The following is a 15,612-nucleotide window of genomic DNA, read 5'->3' on the forward strand; positions in this document are numbered from 1 at the left end:
TTTGCAGGTGCACGACCCATTTAAGCCGTGTACTATTTGCGCTGAGCCGTATTTTTGTGGCCTTATTCGATTCCAGGACATAAGCATGACAATAACAAAACACTGGACCCTAAAGAGCATAGCCAATGAGTTGGGTGTCTCTAATGCCACTGTATCTAACGCGTTTAATCGCCCCGATCAATTATCTGAAAAACGTCGTAATGAAATTTTAGCGGCTTGCACTAAGTTGGGTTATTTCGGACCAAATAAAGCGGCTCAATCCCTACGTAAGGGCAAGTTTGATACTGTTGCCTTGGTGCTGTCGGACAGCGTGGAATACATGGTGTCCGATCCCGTCGCCAGTAAATTTATGAAGGGCGTAGCCTCTGTCTTGGAGCAAGAAAAACTCAATTTGCTGCTGTTTTCGGGCAGCTCAGACAGCGTGAATGCGGTGGCCGACTTTGTGGATGGTTTTATTTGTTATGGTCGCCCGCGCAATGCCCTGTTAGCCGAGCAGTTAAAGCAGGTAAAGAAAAAGGTCGTCACGGTCGATTTTGATATCCACCGCAATGCATCAGTGAGCATAGACAATAAGTTAGCCGCCTATGAAGTGGCAAAACTGGCATTGCAATCGCCCGCAGACAATGTCGCCATTTTAGGGTTACGTTTGCTCGATACCCACTTAACTTGCCGTGTTTATGATTTGAATTTGTTAGAAATCGACACCTCTGTTGCCCATCAAAGATTACAGGGTTACTTGCAAGCGATTGAAGAAGTGGGCGTTGTTCTGGGGCCGGACCGCATTTGGAATATCCCCGAGAGCAATGCCGACTATGCGGCGATAGCGGCAAAAGAAGCGCTGAACTCGACTCCGCGGCCGAATGTATTTTTATGTATGAGTGACTTAATCGCCTTGAGTGTGCTCGGTGAGGCGCAGGCCATGGGGCTGAGTGTTCCCGAAGATGTGCGAGTCGTGGGCTTTGATGGCATAGATGAAGGCACACGTTCAAATCCGCCGTTAACGACCGTCTATCAATACTCTGAGCAGAAGGGCCGAAAAGCGGCGCAAATGTTTGTCAGTGATGCGGTGCATGCGGAAGTTTTGGGCTATGAATTACGCCTCGGTAAGAGCTGCTAATCGCTACATCTTTTAACTAAAAAAGGCGCATTCAATGCGCCTTTTTGCTATCTAAAAACTATGTCGCTTAGCTTGAACTTAAACCTAAGCTCAAGCCCGAACAGGAACGCAAGCTTATGCTTGAGCCAGCAGTCTTGATAACGACACTTGTGTCTCTTTACCTTGCTTATCTAAAAGGATGATTTGGCCATCTTTATTGGCAAAGTCGAGGGTGAGGCTCGCCTGCGAATCGGCCGCTGTCCAAGACAAGGTTAATGTGCGTTCTGCCGATGCCATTGTAAAGCGGCCATCGAAGGCTGAGCTGCTATTGCGCAGTTTAATCAGCTTCGTTAGCGCCTTAACGACAGGTTTGTGCATGGCTTGCTGCACTTTTTCACGATTCAAATAAGGGCGATTAATATCGCGGCCGACGTGAGTCCGGTTAAGCAGCGCCATATCGTTCGGGATTGCCAGCAGACCCGCGTAATACACCTGCGGAATCCCTGGTGCGAAAAACTGAATCGCCCGCGCCATCAAATAATCGAGGTCATTCTGGCCGAGTGCATCGTAATAGGTGCAGTTGATTTGATACAAATCGACGTTGCTGGCGGCCGCGCCTGTGGCCTGTAGACTCTCGCCCTTGCTATTGCCATGTATGGTTTCAACCAAATTATCGATTTGATTTTCGGTCAATAATCCGCGCAAGCCATCCATAGGGCCGACGTCGATAATGCCGATACCGTCGTGGGTGTCGAGTACGGTAATGCAGTTGCGTGGCGCCATTTCCAGCCAATGGGTCAAGGCTTGGCAATCTTGGCTAAACAGCGTGTGCAAGATGAGCGGTGGCAGGGCGAAGTCGTACACCATGTCGACCCGCTTGGCGATCTCGACCTGAGTCATGTGGTGCGAATGAATTTCGGCCAGCGTTGTCATACCTAACGCATTGGCTTGCTGGGCTAACTTATCCACAAACTCGAAGGACTCTTCAATCATAAAGCAGCTAGTGCCGGGCTTTTTAATCGCATAGCCCGCCGCATCTAAGCGGATCAGATTCACTTTACTGTGGTCGAAACGCGCCAGCACTCGGTTTAAATAATCTTTACCTGCGGTGGAATGAACGTCGATATCGATTTGATTGCGGGTAAAGGTGGTCCAAAACTCTTCGGTCGAGCCATCGGCTAAGGTGTAAGTGCTAAAACAACTTCCCGGACGTGGGCGATAGATAGCGGCTTGATCTTGCTCGCTTAATCCATCAGGGAATACCTTGTCTTTGGTTAAAAATAAATCCCAGTAAGCCGATTGCTTACCGTGCTTGAGTACGTCTTTAAATTCGGGTGACTCGGCGGACATATGATTAACGATAAGGTCTGCCATGATGTCGTAATCATCACCAATGCGTTTAACGTCATCCCAATTGCCTAAGCGTGAATCGACTTGTACATGGTCTATCGGATCGAAGCCCGCATCACTGCCGTCAATGGGAAAATAGAAAGGCAAAAGATGCACGCCGCCGAATAGACCTTGCAACTCGTCATCGAGTAGTGCTTTGAGCTCCTTGAGCCCGGCATTGGTAATTCTGTCGACATAGGTGATCAGTTGCACTTGGTTTTTCATACTTTGCCCACGCTTGAGTTGTCTTTTTAGAGTAAAGGTTTATGGCAATCCTTTAATTGATTGCACAACTAAACTTAATCGATTAAGTTGTATATTTAACCAATATGAAACATTATTCAAGTGGTTTGTTGGATTTTTGAGTTAGTCTCAAGTTTTGGGGGAGGCTGGCTCACTGCTGTACACAAAAGCCGAAACCTTTTCAGCATGCTGTCACTGAGCTGCTGAGAGCGAGTAGGTATAATAACGATAAGGTGAAATGGTATGGTAAGTGATTCAAAAGGTTGCGATAACCGCAATCATACCCGTATTCGGGTACTCACATATTTAATGTTTTTCATGTTCGCTATGACCTCTGATGCCGTGGGCGTCATTATTCCTGAGTTGATATCCCAGTTTGGTTTGTCCATGTCGCAGGCCAGTGCCTTCCATTATATGCCGATGATTTTTATCGCGGTGAGTGGACTGTTTTTAGGCTTCTTGGCGGATAAGATAGGGCGTAAGTTAACCATTCTATTGGGGTTATTGTTATTCGCGCTCGCCTGCTTCATGTTCGCGCTGGGGGAATCGTTTTACTATTTCTTGTTCCTACTCGCCTTTGTCGGCACGGCGATTGGCGTCTTTAAAACCGGCGCGCTGGGGCTTATTGGCGATATCTCGACTTCCTCAAAACAGCATTCGAGCACTATGAATACGGTAGAGGGCTACTTTGGTGTCGGTGCCATGATAGGGCCGGCCATCGTTAGTTATTTACTGATCAGCGGCGTCTCTTGGAAGTATCTGTATTTTGGCGCGGGTTGCTTCTGTTTAGTACTGTGTTGGTTAGCTTATCGGGCGGATTATCCGCAAATCAAACGTTCCTCGACGGATGCCATTAACCTTGCCAGCACCTTTAAGATGATGAAAAACCCTTATGCATTAGGGTTCTCGCTTGCGATAGGTTTATACGTTGCCACCGAAGTGGCAATTTACGTGTGGATGCCGACCTTGTTGCAAAGCTATCAAGGCGATTACACCACACTGGCCGCTTATGCCTTGACGATCTTTTTTACCCTGCGTGCGGGTGGGCGCTTTTTAGGTGGTTGGGTGCTCGATCGCTTCCCATGGCAGCAAGTGATGTTCTGGTTTAGCTTCGCGATAAGTGCTTGTTATCTTGGGTCTATGATCTACGGCATTGAAGCGGCCGTCGTCTTGTTGCCCTTGTCTGGGCTGTTTATGTCCATGATGTATCCCACGCTTAATTCTAAGGGGATTAGCTGTTTCCCCGTAGATCAGCATGGCTCTGTGGCTGGGGTGATTCTGTTTTTTACTGCCGTGTCCGCCGCCGTTGGGCCCTTGTTGATGGGGTTAGTGGGCGATATTTTCGGCCATGTTAAATATGGCTTCTACCTCGCCACTGGTTTTGCCATTTTGTTGTGCCTTCTGAGCGGATTTAATCTCGTGAAAGATCCTGCCCGTCATTTGTTAACTTTCGATGCGCACTAATTTGGGCTGTGACAGAAAATATTTTTCTGTCACATTTCTTCAATTAATCAATACTTTGACCTAATTCACCCAGAGTGTGAACCAAAATTGTGCAAAAAACACACTTGCTTTTTGTTGCTAAGTTGCTAACTTGTTAACTTAATCGATTAAGTTGATTTGGGTTAAGTTCAATATGACCTTGAACAATCACTAAGATGGTTCTTCGATTAATCACAATTCGGTAGATGTAGCTATGGGGAGATAGGGCTGCATCTCAAATATGGGTGGGGACATAAAAATGATAAAAAGCACATCACAGAAATTCTTGTTAAGTACATTGGCCGTGTTGGTGAGTTCTCACCTTTGGGCAGCCGACGCACCACAACAGGAAGAAGCTAAGAAAGACGCGTTAGGTTTAGAAAGAATTACCGTGACTGGGGTTGCCCGTGGCACTCGTGTTATGGATTCGAGTGTGTCAGTCAGCAGTGTGTCACTGGCTGAGCTTGAAGTGAGTACGCCGCGTTCATCGGCCGAAGCATTCCGTATTATTCCGGGGATGAAGGTCGAGTCTACTGGCGGTGAAGGTAACGCTAACATAGCTGTGCGTGGTTTACCTGTGGCGTCTGGTGGTGCTAAGTTCCTGCAAATTCAAGAAGATGGTTTGCCAATCCTACAGTTTGGCGATATCGCCTTTGGTAACGCAGACATCTTTTTACGCTTAGATTCAACAGTGCAAACCATTGAATCTATCCGTGGCGGCTCTGCATCGACTGCGGCCAGTAATGCCCCTGGCGGCATTATCAACGTGATCAGTAAAACCGGTACTTCGGATTCGGGCAGTGTGGCTACCACCTTAGGGCTGGATTACGATACCTTCCGTACCGACTTTGAATACGGCACTAGCATCAACGACAGCCTGCGTTTCCATGTGGGTGGTTTTGTGCGTACGGGCGAAGGCCCACGCGATGCTGGCTATAACGCTAACAAAGGCGGCCAGATCAAAGCTAACTTAACCAAAGAATTCGATAAGGGTTATGTTCGTCTGTATTTCAAACATTTAGATGATAAAAGCATTGGTTACTTACCTATGCCTATGTACTCGGATGGCAGTTCAATCCCAGGTTTTGATGCGAAATCCGATGCGATTCAATCCGCGTATTTCCAGTCAACTTTGAGCTTAGGTGCCGATGGCGAACGTCGTCGTGGCGATATGCGCGATGGCATGAATCCAGTGGTTGATTCTGTCGGCTTAGAAGCATCCTTCGATTTAGGTAACGATTGGCAGGTAGAAAACCGTTTCCGTTTCTCCGATGTGAGCGGTAACTTTATCGCGCCATTTCCTGCCGAAGTGGCAAACGGTAGCGATATCGCGACCAGTATTGCTGGCACTGGCGCTAAGTTGATTTACACCAATGGACCTAATTCTGGTAGTCAGATGGACGGTTTAGCCATGCGTATTAATACCTTTGATGTGCAGATGAATGACTTTGGCTCAATCGTAAATGACCTGAAATTGACTAAAACCTTCGACGATACCAGCGTGACCTTAGGTTACTACAATGCGGTGCAAAACATCAGCATGACCTGGATGTGGAACTCTTATTTGATGGAAGTCAAAGGCGATAATGCCGCACTATTAGATGTGGTTGCCGCCGATGGCACGGCGTATTCTGACAATGGGCTCTATGGTTATGGCGTACCTTACTGGGGAAATTGTTGCCAACGTAATTACGATACCGACTACAGCATTAAAGCGCCTTACCTCGCGTTAGCCTCGAGTTTTGGTGACTTGTCACTTGATGCCAGTGTGCGTTATGACAGCGGTGATGCGAGCGGTAACTACGCAGGTAGCGTGCAATCGCAAGTGGATATGAATCTTGATGGAATGATTTCAATCCCTGAGCAGAGCGTGTCTTCCATCGATAATGCGAACCCTCAGCCAGTGAATTACGATTGGAGCTATACGTCTTACTCACTAGGTGCTAACTATCAATTTGCCAGTGACTTAGCCGCCTTCGGTCGCTTGAGTCACGGTGGCCGCGCCAATGCCGACCGTCTGTTATTTGGTAAAGTGCGTGCCGATGGTTCAGTGGCGAAGGAAGATGCGGTTGATATCGTTGATCAGTACGAGTTAGGTGTTAAGTACCGTTACGATGATTTGTCTGTGTTTGCGACGGCGTTCTACTCTGAAACCGAAGAGCAAAACTTTGAAGCCACAAGCCAACGTTTCTTCGACCGTAAGTACAAAGCCAAAGGTATCGAAATCGAGTCGGCCTATTTTATCGGTGACTTCGACTTTAGAGGCAACCTGACCTGGACCGATGCTGAGATTGCTAAAGATGCATTAACGCCAGAAGTGGTGGGTAACACCCCAAGAAGACAGGCTGACTTTATCTACTCTTTGATGGGCCGTTACAACTTTGACCAAGGTTCAGTGGGCGTTAACTTAATCGGTACCACGGATTCTTATGCTCAAGATAATAACGACTTAAGTTTCGACGGCTACAACCAAGTAAATGCCTTTGCGACTTACAATCTGACCGAAGCCATGAGTGTGTCTTTAAACGTCAACAACTTGTTTAATGTCACGGGTATTACTGAAGCGGAAGAAGGCTCAATCCCTGATAACAATATCATCCGTGCCCGTACTATTAATGGCCGCACCACGAGTGCGACGCTTAAATACGAGTTCTAAGCGGATGTTGCGACAAAAATAATGCTAAGCCCAAAACAGCCCATGAAAGTGGGCTTTTTGCCTGATATAGAATGCAGAATATAGAATACAAAGTTGGAGTGGAAATGACGGTATTACTCAGTTTCGGTGAGGTGTTAGTAGACTTGCTGCCAACCGATGCCACAGGCAAACATCATCAGCCTATTGCCGGTGGCGCACCCGCTAATGTGGCCGTAGGTTACGCTAAACTCGGCGGTAAGAGTTATTTTGCCGGTGGCATTAGTGCGGACCATTATGGCGTTATGTTAAAACAAGCCTTAGCGGATCAGGGCGTGGCGACCGATTATCTTGCCGAAGTGCCGGGCGCTGCTACCGCGACTGTGCTGGTCAATTTAGATGAACAGGGTGAACGCACCTTTGAGTTCAATCGAAATGGCACCGCCGATATGCGTTACAGCAATCAGCATTTCGACAGTATTCCATGGCAGGTAATTGATATCTTTCATCTTTGCTCGAATACCTTTACTGAAACCGCCATCTTTAACACTAGCCTTTATGGTGCGCGTTGTGCCAATGCATTCGCGACTTTAGTGAGTTTCGATGTGAACCTGCGTTTATCCCTGTGGCAGGATACGTCCTTGCTGGCCGAGCGGGTTGAGCAGTGTTTTCGTTACACCCAAGTGCTGAAAATGAGCCGCGAAGAAGCGGACTATTTAGCGTTAGCGCGGGATAAGAGTTTTGAAGATTATCTGCAGTTTTGCCTCGCCCAAGGTGTTGAGGTGATTTTGGTCACCGATGGCGCCAATCCAGTGCAATGCATCACAGGGCAGCAAAGGTTTAGCGTACCCGTCCCCAAAATCTCAGCCGTCGATACCACGGCGGCAGGCGACAGTTTTATCTCAGGTTTTCTGTTCGCCTTAGGTTTAGATCTGCAATACGATTTAGGCCATTTAACCTTGAAACAAAGGCTCGAAAGTAAAGAACACTTAGAGGCGGCGGTGGTATTTGCCACTCGCTGCGGCGCGATTACCTGCGGGCAAAAAGGCGCATTTCCCTCCTTACCTACGTTAGCGCAGGTCAGCTAATCCTTACTGTATTAACGATAATATCCAAGGCGAGCCTGTTGAGTTTCCTTGGATTCTTCTCGTGTAGATTTTCTGCCCGCCACCTTTCAATAGCATAGCGCGAACCCCATCACGTTTTAGTCGCCCCCTTTCCTGAGCATTTATGCTATTTTAGCTGCGGCTTAAGGTCGAAGCTGTAGCGGCTTCTTCCATGCTTGATGTCGACAATTTTCACTTCGGCATGTTTCATTTCAACATCATTGGGGATTTCCTATGAGCAAAGCAAAAATCGGTATTGTGACGGTCAGCGATCGCGCCAGCGCGGGAATTTATGAAGATATCTCAGGCAAGGCGATTATCGACACGCTCAACGACTATCTCACCAGCGAGTGGGAGCCGATTTATCAAGTGATCCCCGATGAGCAGGATGTGATTGAAGCGACGCTGATCAAAATGGCCGACGAGCAGGATTGCTGTTTAATTGTCACCACGGGCGGTACTGGTCCAGCGAAACGCGATGTCACCCCAGAAGCGACAGAAGCCGTCTGCGATCGCATGATGCCGGGCTTTGGTGAGTTGATGCGCGCTGAGTCATTAAAATTTGTGCCTACCGCCATTTTGTCTCGTCAAACCGCAGGGTTACGTGGCGATTCATTGATTGTGAATTTGCCCGGCAAACCCAAATCGATTCGCGAATGTTTAGATGCCGTGTTCCCCGCCATTCCTTACTGTATCGACTTGATGGAAGGCCCGTATTTAGAGTGCAATGAGTCGGTTATCAAAGCATTCAGGCCTAAGGCTAAGTAAGCTTCTATCTAGCCTGTAAAAAAATAAAGCCACTGAAAATCCAGTGGCTTTGTTGTTTGAGGAGCTTAGGGTTCATAACTGATTAATCTGCTGCTTTAGCTCGTACTCTGGCTCTGTCACTATTTTTTCAAGTATTTGTATTCGCTCGATTAGTGCTTGGTTTTGTAGGTTGAGTTGAGTCACTTTGTCCTCAAGGTGCCTATCGTCTGCGGTGCCCACTCTAAGTTGGCGCGCCTTTAGATAGTGTTTAAACATTTCAGTGGCGCTGAGGCCAATAATGAAGGTGACCATAATCACCATTAAGACAAATTCGTTTTCCATAACAAACTCCCGTAGCTATTGAGTTTTTCAACTTGGGAGCGACTTAGTTATCGCCCTCAAGTTTGTCGGTTTAAGTTTATCGTCCCCAAGTTTATCAATCGAAGCGCCCTATAAACCGAAGATCACTTTTTCACTCTTGAGTGACCTTTCCATGCCAAAGGCGAGCAATACCGCAATGGCGAGTGTGCCTAAGGTCGAAACCAGTAACTGCAACATGGGCAAGTCTTTACCTTTGATAAAGTCCATTAATGCCTGTTGCTGACCCGAGACGGGCAACCACTGCAGCATATCTGGCGCTATGTTGTAACTGGCGGCCATCGACAGGGCTAAGGGCACAAATAGCACCATAGTCAGATAGGACTGAGCCTCCTTAAAGGTTTTCGCCATAAAAGACACAAACAGTTGCAGACAAGCGGCCATTAACGCGACGGGGATGCCGACCACTAACATCAGTGCCATAAATTCCGTGGTGATGTTGACGCTAAAGCCTAATTCCTGCCATGGCACAAAGGCGTAGGCGATTTTAGACACCAGCAAGATCAGCACTAAACCGAGCAAAGCGAACAGGCTCACCGCAATAATTTTTGACAGTACTAATTGGCGAGTGGTCAGCGGATGGCTCAGTAGCAGGGCCAAGGAGTTACGTTCGCGCTCACCGGCACTGGTGTCGATCGCTAGGTTCATCCCCGAGATAAATACCGAGTAGATCATAGTGAAAATGGCGATACCTAAGATCATCCCACCCTTAGAGTCTGTAGTGGCTTTGTCTTGCACATTCACTTTAAGCGGTTGCACCACGCGCGGGTCAATACCGCGGGCGATTAAACGTAAACTGCCCATTTCAGCGCTGTAGGCCTGCAGTTGTTTCTCGAGTCTGCGAATCGAGTTCTGCAGTTTCTCCTCAGAGTTATCGGCCACGATAGTGATCTCAGCGCTTTTGCCTTGGTTCATTTGCGCGGCATAGTCGGTGCTGATGATCAGTTCTATTGCTTTAAGGTCTTTGGCGTCAGAGCCATCGGCTGCGCCTTGAGTGATGCCTTTATTCGATAAAAACCTTACTAAATCCGGTGCTTTATCGGGATTTTTAATGGTGATTTTCAAATCATCAGGACTGGTTAGCTGGCCAATTAACACCATAAATAGGCCGCACATGATCAGCGGCGTACCGATGGCATAGTAGAGACCCGCCATTACAGAGCGCTTATCGCGGGCGGCATCGATGAGTTCTTTACGAACCATAGCGATTATTGTATTCATGCTGTCATTCCTTTAACCATGTTCTTAAATGCCACGCTTTTACATATCAAGGTCTTAAAGGTTAAAACCAGCGGGTGTAATCTTTGCTGAGCCATCATGCCGCTATCCCTTCATCCGTGCCGATAAGTTGAATAAAGGCTTCTTCGAGCGAGTCTTTGCCCGTTTGAATGCAAAGCTCAGTTGGGCTGCCAATGGCGACGACTCTGCCTTGGGCCATGACGATCACTTGGTCACACAGCGCGGCGACTTCCTGCATCACATGGCTAGAGAACAGCACGCAATGTCCTTGATTTTTAAGGTCGATAAGAATGTCACGCAATAGGCGAGTGCTCATTACATCCAGCCCACGTGTCGGCTCGTCGAGGATAATATTGCTCGGGCTGTGGACGATTGCCTGTGCGAGGGCGGTTTTCATTCTTTGTCCTTGGGAGAAGCCTTTGCAGCGGCGATCGCTAATGTCTTCGAGGCGCAATTTCGCAATCACTTGGCTGGTGGCTTCCTTGGCCTCCTTGGATGATAAGCCGCTTAGCTCGGCAAAATAGCGAATGTATTCCCGTGGTGTTAAGCGTTCATACAGACCAAAAGGGTCGGGGAATAGCCCGAGTTGCTGCTTAGCGCCAATAGGGTCGATGGCGACATCTATGCCTTCGATTTCAGCCTTGCCGTTATCGGGTTTCAGCAGGCCAAAGATAGTGCGTAAACAGGTGGTTTTACCTGCCCCGTTCGGGCCGAGTAGTCCTGTGATTTGGCCATTTTGTGCGACGAAACTTAAGTCATTCAGCGCCTGCACGTCACCGATGCGCTTGGAAAGATGGGATACTTTAATCATGGCTTATTCCTTAGCTCCAGTGCTGGCGTGATCATCTGTTGTCGTGGTTTTTGTGCTGGTCGCATTAAGCGGTTCTACCGAGCTGGCATTTAAATAAAAGCTGCGGCGCACATCTTTGTTCAAACATTTGCCGTTGAGATCGTTGACTGAGCCCGAGCGAACGAGATCGGCAATCAGGTTATTGGCGCAGGATTGATAGGCCACACCGTGGGTCGCATAAGGAGCGACAAAGTGCTTGGCATTGGTGAGTTTTTCCATGGCTAACTCGCCCCAGCTTGGTGGGGTGGCGGGGTCGATTTCGCCGGATAACAACAAGGTCGGAATGTTGCTGTTAATGGGTTCGCTAAAACTGTCATCGACCGCGGGGACTTTCCATACTGAACAAGTCGCCTCTAAGCCTTCGAGCATGGTTCTGCCCATAAAGGATTTTTTGGCCTGCTCGCGCATGGTTGGGGTAATGCGGTGCATATCTTCGCCACAGACCACAGATGCGTGCATGCCCATCGCCATGCCAGCATTGTCGATAGTGAGGGCATATAGGCCGAGTATGGGTTGGAAGTTGTTTTTCGATGCTTGATGAATCGCATGGGGCAAGAGGGCGCGCACATTGGCTTGATAGAGTGCCATACGGATCGAGCCAGAGAATTTATCGCGCGTCATGGTTAACATGGTTTTTTCGCCCGTGACGGGATCGTAAACGTTTTCCATCACAGGGCCTGTGGCGAGCTTAGCGTCGATTCGCTCAAAGTCCGCTTTTAACTCGGGGAATTGACTGTTACAGGCGGCGGTTGCTTGGCAATCCTTAAACAATAAGTCGAAGCCACGATCAATTGCCGAGCCAATTTCTAATACGCTTTGCTGCATGGGCACTATGCCGTCTAAGGTCACTGTGGCTAAGTGCTCTGGATATAAACGCATGTAAAGTTGCGCCATGCGAGTGCCGTAGGAGATGCCGTAAATATGCAGTTTTTTATAGCCTAAGTGCGCACGTACGGCTTCGAAGTCTTTAATCGCATTGAGGCTGCCGTATTGAGTCACGTCGGCATCGATTTTGGCTAAGCATTTTTGCGTTTCGGCTAAGGTATCGACATTATTGTCATCGAAGGACAGCGGAGATTGCGCCCCTTCATCGCAGGCCAGCACATTCGAACGGCCTGTGCCCCTTTGGTCGATCAGTAAAATATCCCGCTGTTGGCGAACTTTGCTCAGCATGGCATCGAAACCCGCCGCGTTCTCTATGGCCGATTGTCCTGGGCCGCCGGCAATCGCCAGTAAGGCTTCTTGATGGTTGGCATTTTTCACCGCGGGCAAAACAACGTAATGCACTTGGATCTGTTTGCCATCGGGTTTGTTAGGGTTTTCTGGCACAGTCACAAAACCGCAGTTTAGACGATCGGATACGCCTTCCACATAACAAGTGTCGGTGTCATTCGCCATGTTCCTAGCTATATCAGCTATCGCTTGTGTCTCTTGGCTTTTAACATCACTCGCCCACGTCGCCGAACTTGCCATTGCCAGTATGAGGGCGCTCATTCTCAAAGTACGCGTGCGCCATGTGGCACTAGTCGCACCATGGCGTGGCTGAGTTGGCACAAGGCGTTGAACTGTGTTGCTTAACTTCCTGTGTGTCATGCTATCTATCATGCGCGCTTTCCTTTTTGCATTTCAGGACGAGTGTGTTAATTTAAATACCAGTGTATCAGTGTATCAATGTATTAATACAGTGTGTAAAGGCTAATGTTAGAACTTTTAAATGTCAACCCCAGCAGTGGTGAACCCATTTACAAACAATTACACGAACAAGTCGTGCGTTTAATTGTGGGCGGTCAACTGCAAGTGGAAGACGTATTACCCTCAGTGCGCCAGATTGCTGAGCATTTAGCGGTGAATCCCATGACAGTTTCCCGCGCCATTCAACAGCTGGTTGACCAAGGTTGGCTCGAACGCCGCCGTGGCCAAGCGACAAAAGTTGCGTTGCGAACTGAGACTATGGCATCGGGTATTAGCCTGCTCGAACCCCAGCTCGATGCCCTGTTGTCGCAGGCAAAGCAGTTAGGTGTCAGTTTGCCTGAGTTGCTGCAATTGCTAAATGAGCGCTGGCAAGATTAGAAAGTAATGTACCGATAAATAGCATAAAAAGGATGAAATTCGATGGACCAAGAGCGCACGCCAATACTTGAATTTAACCGAGTGAATAAAGTCTTTCGCGGTAAAGGCGTGGGCGAAAAGTGGGCGCTTAAGGATTTATCGTTAACTTTGTCGGCGGGTATGGTGGTGGGGTTATTGGGGCAAAATGGGGCGGGTAAATCGACCCTAATGCGCTGTGCCTTAGGTGTGATCACACCGGATTCTGGCAGTATTGTTACCCTAGGCGAAACGCCCGAAAATTTAACCTCAAAGGCAAAGGAGCGTTTAGGTTATGTACCGCAGCAACCTTTTGGTTATGAAGGTTTTACCATTGAACGCGCCCTCGATTTACACCGCAGCTTTTATCCCAATTGGGACATGCAATTAGAGCAAGATTGGTTGGTGCGTTTCGAGTTAGATGTGACCCAACAGGTGCAGCGTTTATCGGTTGGGCAAAGGCAATCGCTAGCCTTGATTATGGCGATGGCCTATCGTCCTGAGTTGTTAATCCTCGATGAACCCGTTGCCAGCCTCGACCCTATAGTCCGGCGCAAATTTATGGTCGATTTGTTCGATCTCGCCCTCGAATCTGGCTCTGCCGTGCTGTTTTCATCCCATATCACCTCAGATCTAGAGCGAGTTGCCAGCCATGTGGCATTGATTAAACAGGGTGAGTTAGTGCTGTTTAAGGAAATCGATGCCCTGCGTGAAGAAGTGCGTTTGTTAACACTCGTGCCCGAAACGGTGTTGCCCGAGTCAATTACAGTGCTGAGCCGTGTTGGCGATTCAGTGCTGGTGGATCTAGGTGAGCACAGCGCGTCAATATCAGGTGTGTTAAAGAATGAGGCCTTAAACTTGGAGCAGCTGTTTATGGAGCTACACAGATGAGTGCGGCGCACCATAAGCAGAGACAAGTCGCGAAGGGCGAAAGAACGAGTCCACGAATGAATCCTTTCAAGGGCATGCTGCGCTTTTGGTGTTTTGATATCGGCAGTGTGAGCTTTTTAGGTACGGCTATACTGGGGGTGATCTTAGCTTGTATCGCCGCAGTTTATGGTAAAAATGACAGTGCTGAACTGTTGTTTTCTATGGGGATTATCTCAAGCTCGGCGGCGGTTGCATGGCAACTCATACGTCTGATGGCGAATGAATGCGCACAGTTAATTCCCCATTATCGTCGCCATATCTACATTCAAAGTGTCACTGTTTTAGCTAGCGTTTTTGGCATAGGAGTCTTGTTCTGTTTGGCTTTAGGTTTGACGGCTAGCCTAGCGAGCTTAGTGCTGGCTTTGGTGATGAGTTTAACTTTTATTTGGTTTTGTTTACTCAGCACTCAGTGGTTTTATGCTTCGTTTTTGCTCTTTGTCTTAATGCCATTTATCCCATTGATTGCAGAGCACATTCCCCTTTGGCTAAGTGCTATTGCCCTGCTGATTTTAGGTATGCTGATTGCGCGTGCATGCCGTGTTTTACCTTGGCGCGCTGAGGCGAGGACGGTATATCTCAATGGTCTCGAAATGGGCTGGTTCTGGCTGCCCAATCTACAATCGATGCGTATCTTGAGTCGCTTTGAGCGTTATTTGCATCCCACCAATTTCTTTATTGGCCCTATGCTCACCATTCTATTGTTATTACTGCCTATATTAGCCTTAGTGCTTGGGCTGTTGTCGCATCAATTTCATTTGAATATCCCAGTATTCTTGTTTTTGGCGCAGTTCAGCGTGATTAGTTGTTCGCTGGTGCATTGGAGCCGAGTGCAACGCTCGCGCTCGACAGAAACCTTATTGTTGATGCCAGGGTTTGATGGTCGAAAAGGACTCATAGCGGCATTTTGCCTTGGACAGCAAAGACTCCTGAATGTGGTCGTCGGCATTATGCTGGCGTGTAGTCTGCTGTTGGGCTGGCTCAATGGTGATCTGAATATGCAGTTAGTGGGTCATCTGGTGCTCAGCACTTACTGGGCCTGCGCTTTGACGTTAGGTTTTGGCTGTATGTGTCGCCGAGTTTTGCATATCACGCTCACTATGATGGTCGTCGCGGGGCATTCCCTGTGGGTGTCTATCAGCCTTACATCTTTACGTGATGGCGGCAATTTAACTAATTGGTTGCTATGGGATCTACTCTTAATACTGCTTGGGCAAGCGGTACTGATTTGGGGCAAGAAAACCCTCTGGAAAGGTGATGTTATGAGGGCATGTTGACGTTTCGAGATTAAATTTTGTTCGCTCTGGCAAGTAAGTGAAACTAAGAGTGGTACGCCGCTAAAGCCTATTTACAGCGTGATTTGGGCGACATTTGCACAACATTAGAGCAAAAACTCTTAGTTTTTATTTGGCCTTCAGGTAGAATGCTGCAAAAGCGG

13 protein-coding genes are annotated in these 15,612 nt (G+C 48.1%); 8 read left to right on the top strand and 5 right to left on the bottom strand.

The features are described 5' to 3' along the window. Positions 1 to 85: 85 nt before the first annotated feature. Positions 86 to 1,117 carry a LacI family DNA-binding transcriptional regulator gene (locus RA178_RS00345; RefSeq protein ID WP_131524537.1) on the top strand — a complete coding sequence of 344 codons (1,032 nt, stop codon included), beginning with the start codon at positions 86 to 88 and terminating at the stop codon, positions 1,115 to 1,117. 114 nt (positions 1,118 to 1,231) lie between these two features. Here RA178_RS00345 and gtfA read toward each other — a convergent pair whose 3' ends face one another. Continuing rightward, positions 1,232 to 2,710, bottom strand: a complete 1,479-nt coding sequence (gtfA, locus tag RA178_RS00350; protein ID WP_212601158.1) for a sucrose phosphorylase — start codon at positions 2,708 to 2,710, stop codon at positions 1,232 to 1,234. Positions 2,711 to 2,971: 261 nt separating this feature from the next. Between gtfA and RA178_RS00355 the strand changes: the two genes are divergently transcribed. The 4 genes from RA178_RS00355 (at position 2,972) to mog (ending at position 8,716) form a co-directional block, all read left to right on the top strand. After that, positions 2,972 to 4,192, top strand: a complete 1,221-nt coding sequence (locus RA178_RS00355) for an MFS transporter (protein WP_212601157.1) — start codon at positions 2,972 to 2,974, stop codon at positions 4,190 to 4,192. A gap of 277 nt (positions 4,193 to 4,469) precedes the next feature. After that, positions 4,470 to 6,866: a TonB-dependent receptor domain-containing protein gene (locus RA178_RS00360; protein WP_306684051.1), complete on the top strand. Its 2,397-nt coding sequence runs from the start codon at positions 4,470 to 4,472 to the stop codon at positions 6,864 to 6,866. 104 nt (positions 6,867 to 6,970) lie between these two features. Next, a complete protein-coding gene (locus RA178_RS00365; RefSeq protein WP_306684053.1) occupies positions 6,971 to 7,930 on the top strand; it encodes a carbohydrate kinase family protein in 960 nt (319 codons plus the stop codon). Positions 7,931 to 8,182: 252 nt separating this feature from the next. After that, positions 8,183 to 8,716 (top strand): molybdopterin adenylyltransferase, encoded by a 534-nt coding sequence (mog, locus tag RA178_RS00370; protein WP_105250920.1) that lies wholly within the window; start codon positions 8,183 to 8,185, stop codon positions 8,714 to 8,716. A 72-nt stretch (positions 8,717 to 8,788) separates the two neighbouring features. Here mog and RA178_RS00375 read toward each other — a convergent pair whose 3' ends face one another. The 4 genes from RA178_RS00375 to RA178_RS00390 form a co-directional block, all read right to left on the bottom strand. Beyond that, a complete protein-coding gene (locus RA178_RS00375; protein ID WP_306684054.1) occupies positions 8,789 to 9,037 on the bottom strand; it encodes a hypothetical protein in 249 nt (82 codons plus the stop codon). Between the two features lie 108 nt (positions 9,038 to 9,145). Further along, entirely contained in the window at positions 9,146 to 10,294 is a 1,149-nt protein-coding gene (locus RA178_RS00380) for an ABC transporter permease (RefSeq protein WP_306684056.1), read from the bottom strand. A 94-nt stretch (positions 10,295 to 10,388) separates the two neighbouring features. Then, positions 10,389 to 11,123 carry an ABC transporter ATP-binding protein gene (locus tag RA178_RS00385; protein WP_063881864.1) on the bottom strand — a complete coding sequence of 245 codons (735 nt, stop codon included), beginning with the start codon at positions 11,121 to 11,123 and terminating at the stop codon, positions 10,389 to 10,391. Positions 11,124 to 11,126: 3 nt separating this feature from the next. Continuing rightward, positions 11,127 to 12,767: an alpha/beta hydrolase gene (locus RA178_RS00390; protein WP_306684059.1), complete on the bottom strand. Its 1,641-nt coding sequence runs from the start codon at positions 12,765 to 12,767 to the stop codon at positions 11,127 to 11,129. Positions 12,768 to 12,860: 93 nt separating this feature from the next. On the opposite strand from RA178_RS00390, the gene RA178_RS00395 reads away from it, so the two are divergent. Genes RA178_RS00395 through RA178_RS00405 form a run of 3 tightly spaced genes read left to right on the top strand, consistent with a single transcriptional unit; the run spans position 12,861 to position 15,451 of the window. After that, positions 12,861 to 13,232: a GntR family transcriptional regulator gene (locus tag RA178_RS00395; protein WP_168826852.1), complete on the top strand. Its 372-nt coding sequence runs from the start codon at positions 12,861 to 12,863 to the stop codon at positions 13,230 to 13,232. Between the two features lie 42 nt (positions 13,233 to 13,274). After that, complete coding sequence (locus RA178_RS00400; RefSeq protein ID WP_306684062.1) at positions 13,275 to 14,138, top strand: ABC transporter ATP-binding protein; 864 nt, start codon at positions 13,275 to 13,277, stop codon at positions 14,136 to 14,138. Continuing rightward, a complete protein-coding gene (locus RA178_RS00405; RefSeq protein ID WP_306684063.1) occupies positions 14,135 to 15,451 on the top strand; it encodes an ABC transporter permease in 1,317 nt (438 codons plus the stop codon). Before RA178_RS00400 ends, RA178_RS00405 begins: the two co-directional genes overlap by 4 nt. The last annotated feature ends 161 nt before the right edge of the window (positions 15,452 to 15,612 follow it).

This window comes from Shewanella oncorhynchi (assembly GCF_030848765.1).
In the GTDB taxonomy this organism is placed as follows: Bacteria; Pseudomonadota; Gammaproteobacteria; order Enterobacterales; family Shewanellaceae; genus Shewanella; species Shewanella oncorhynchi.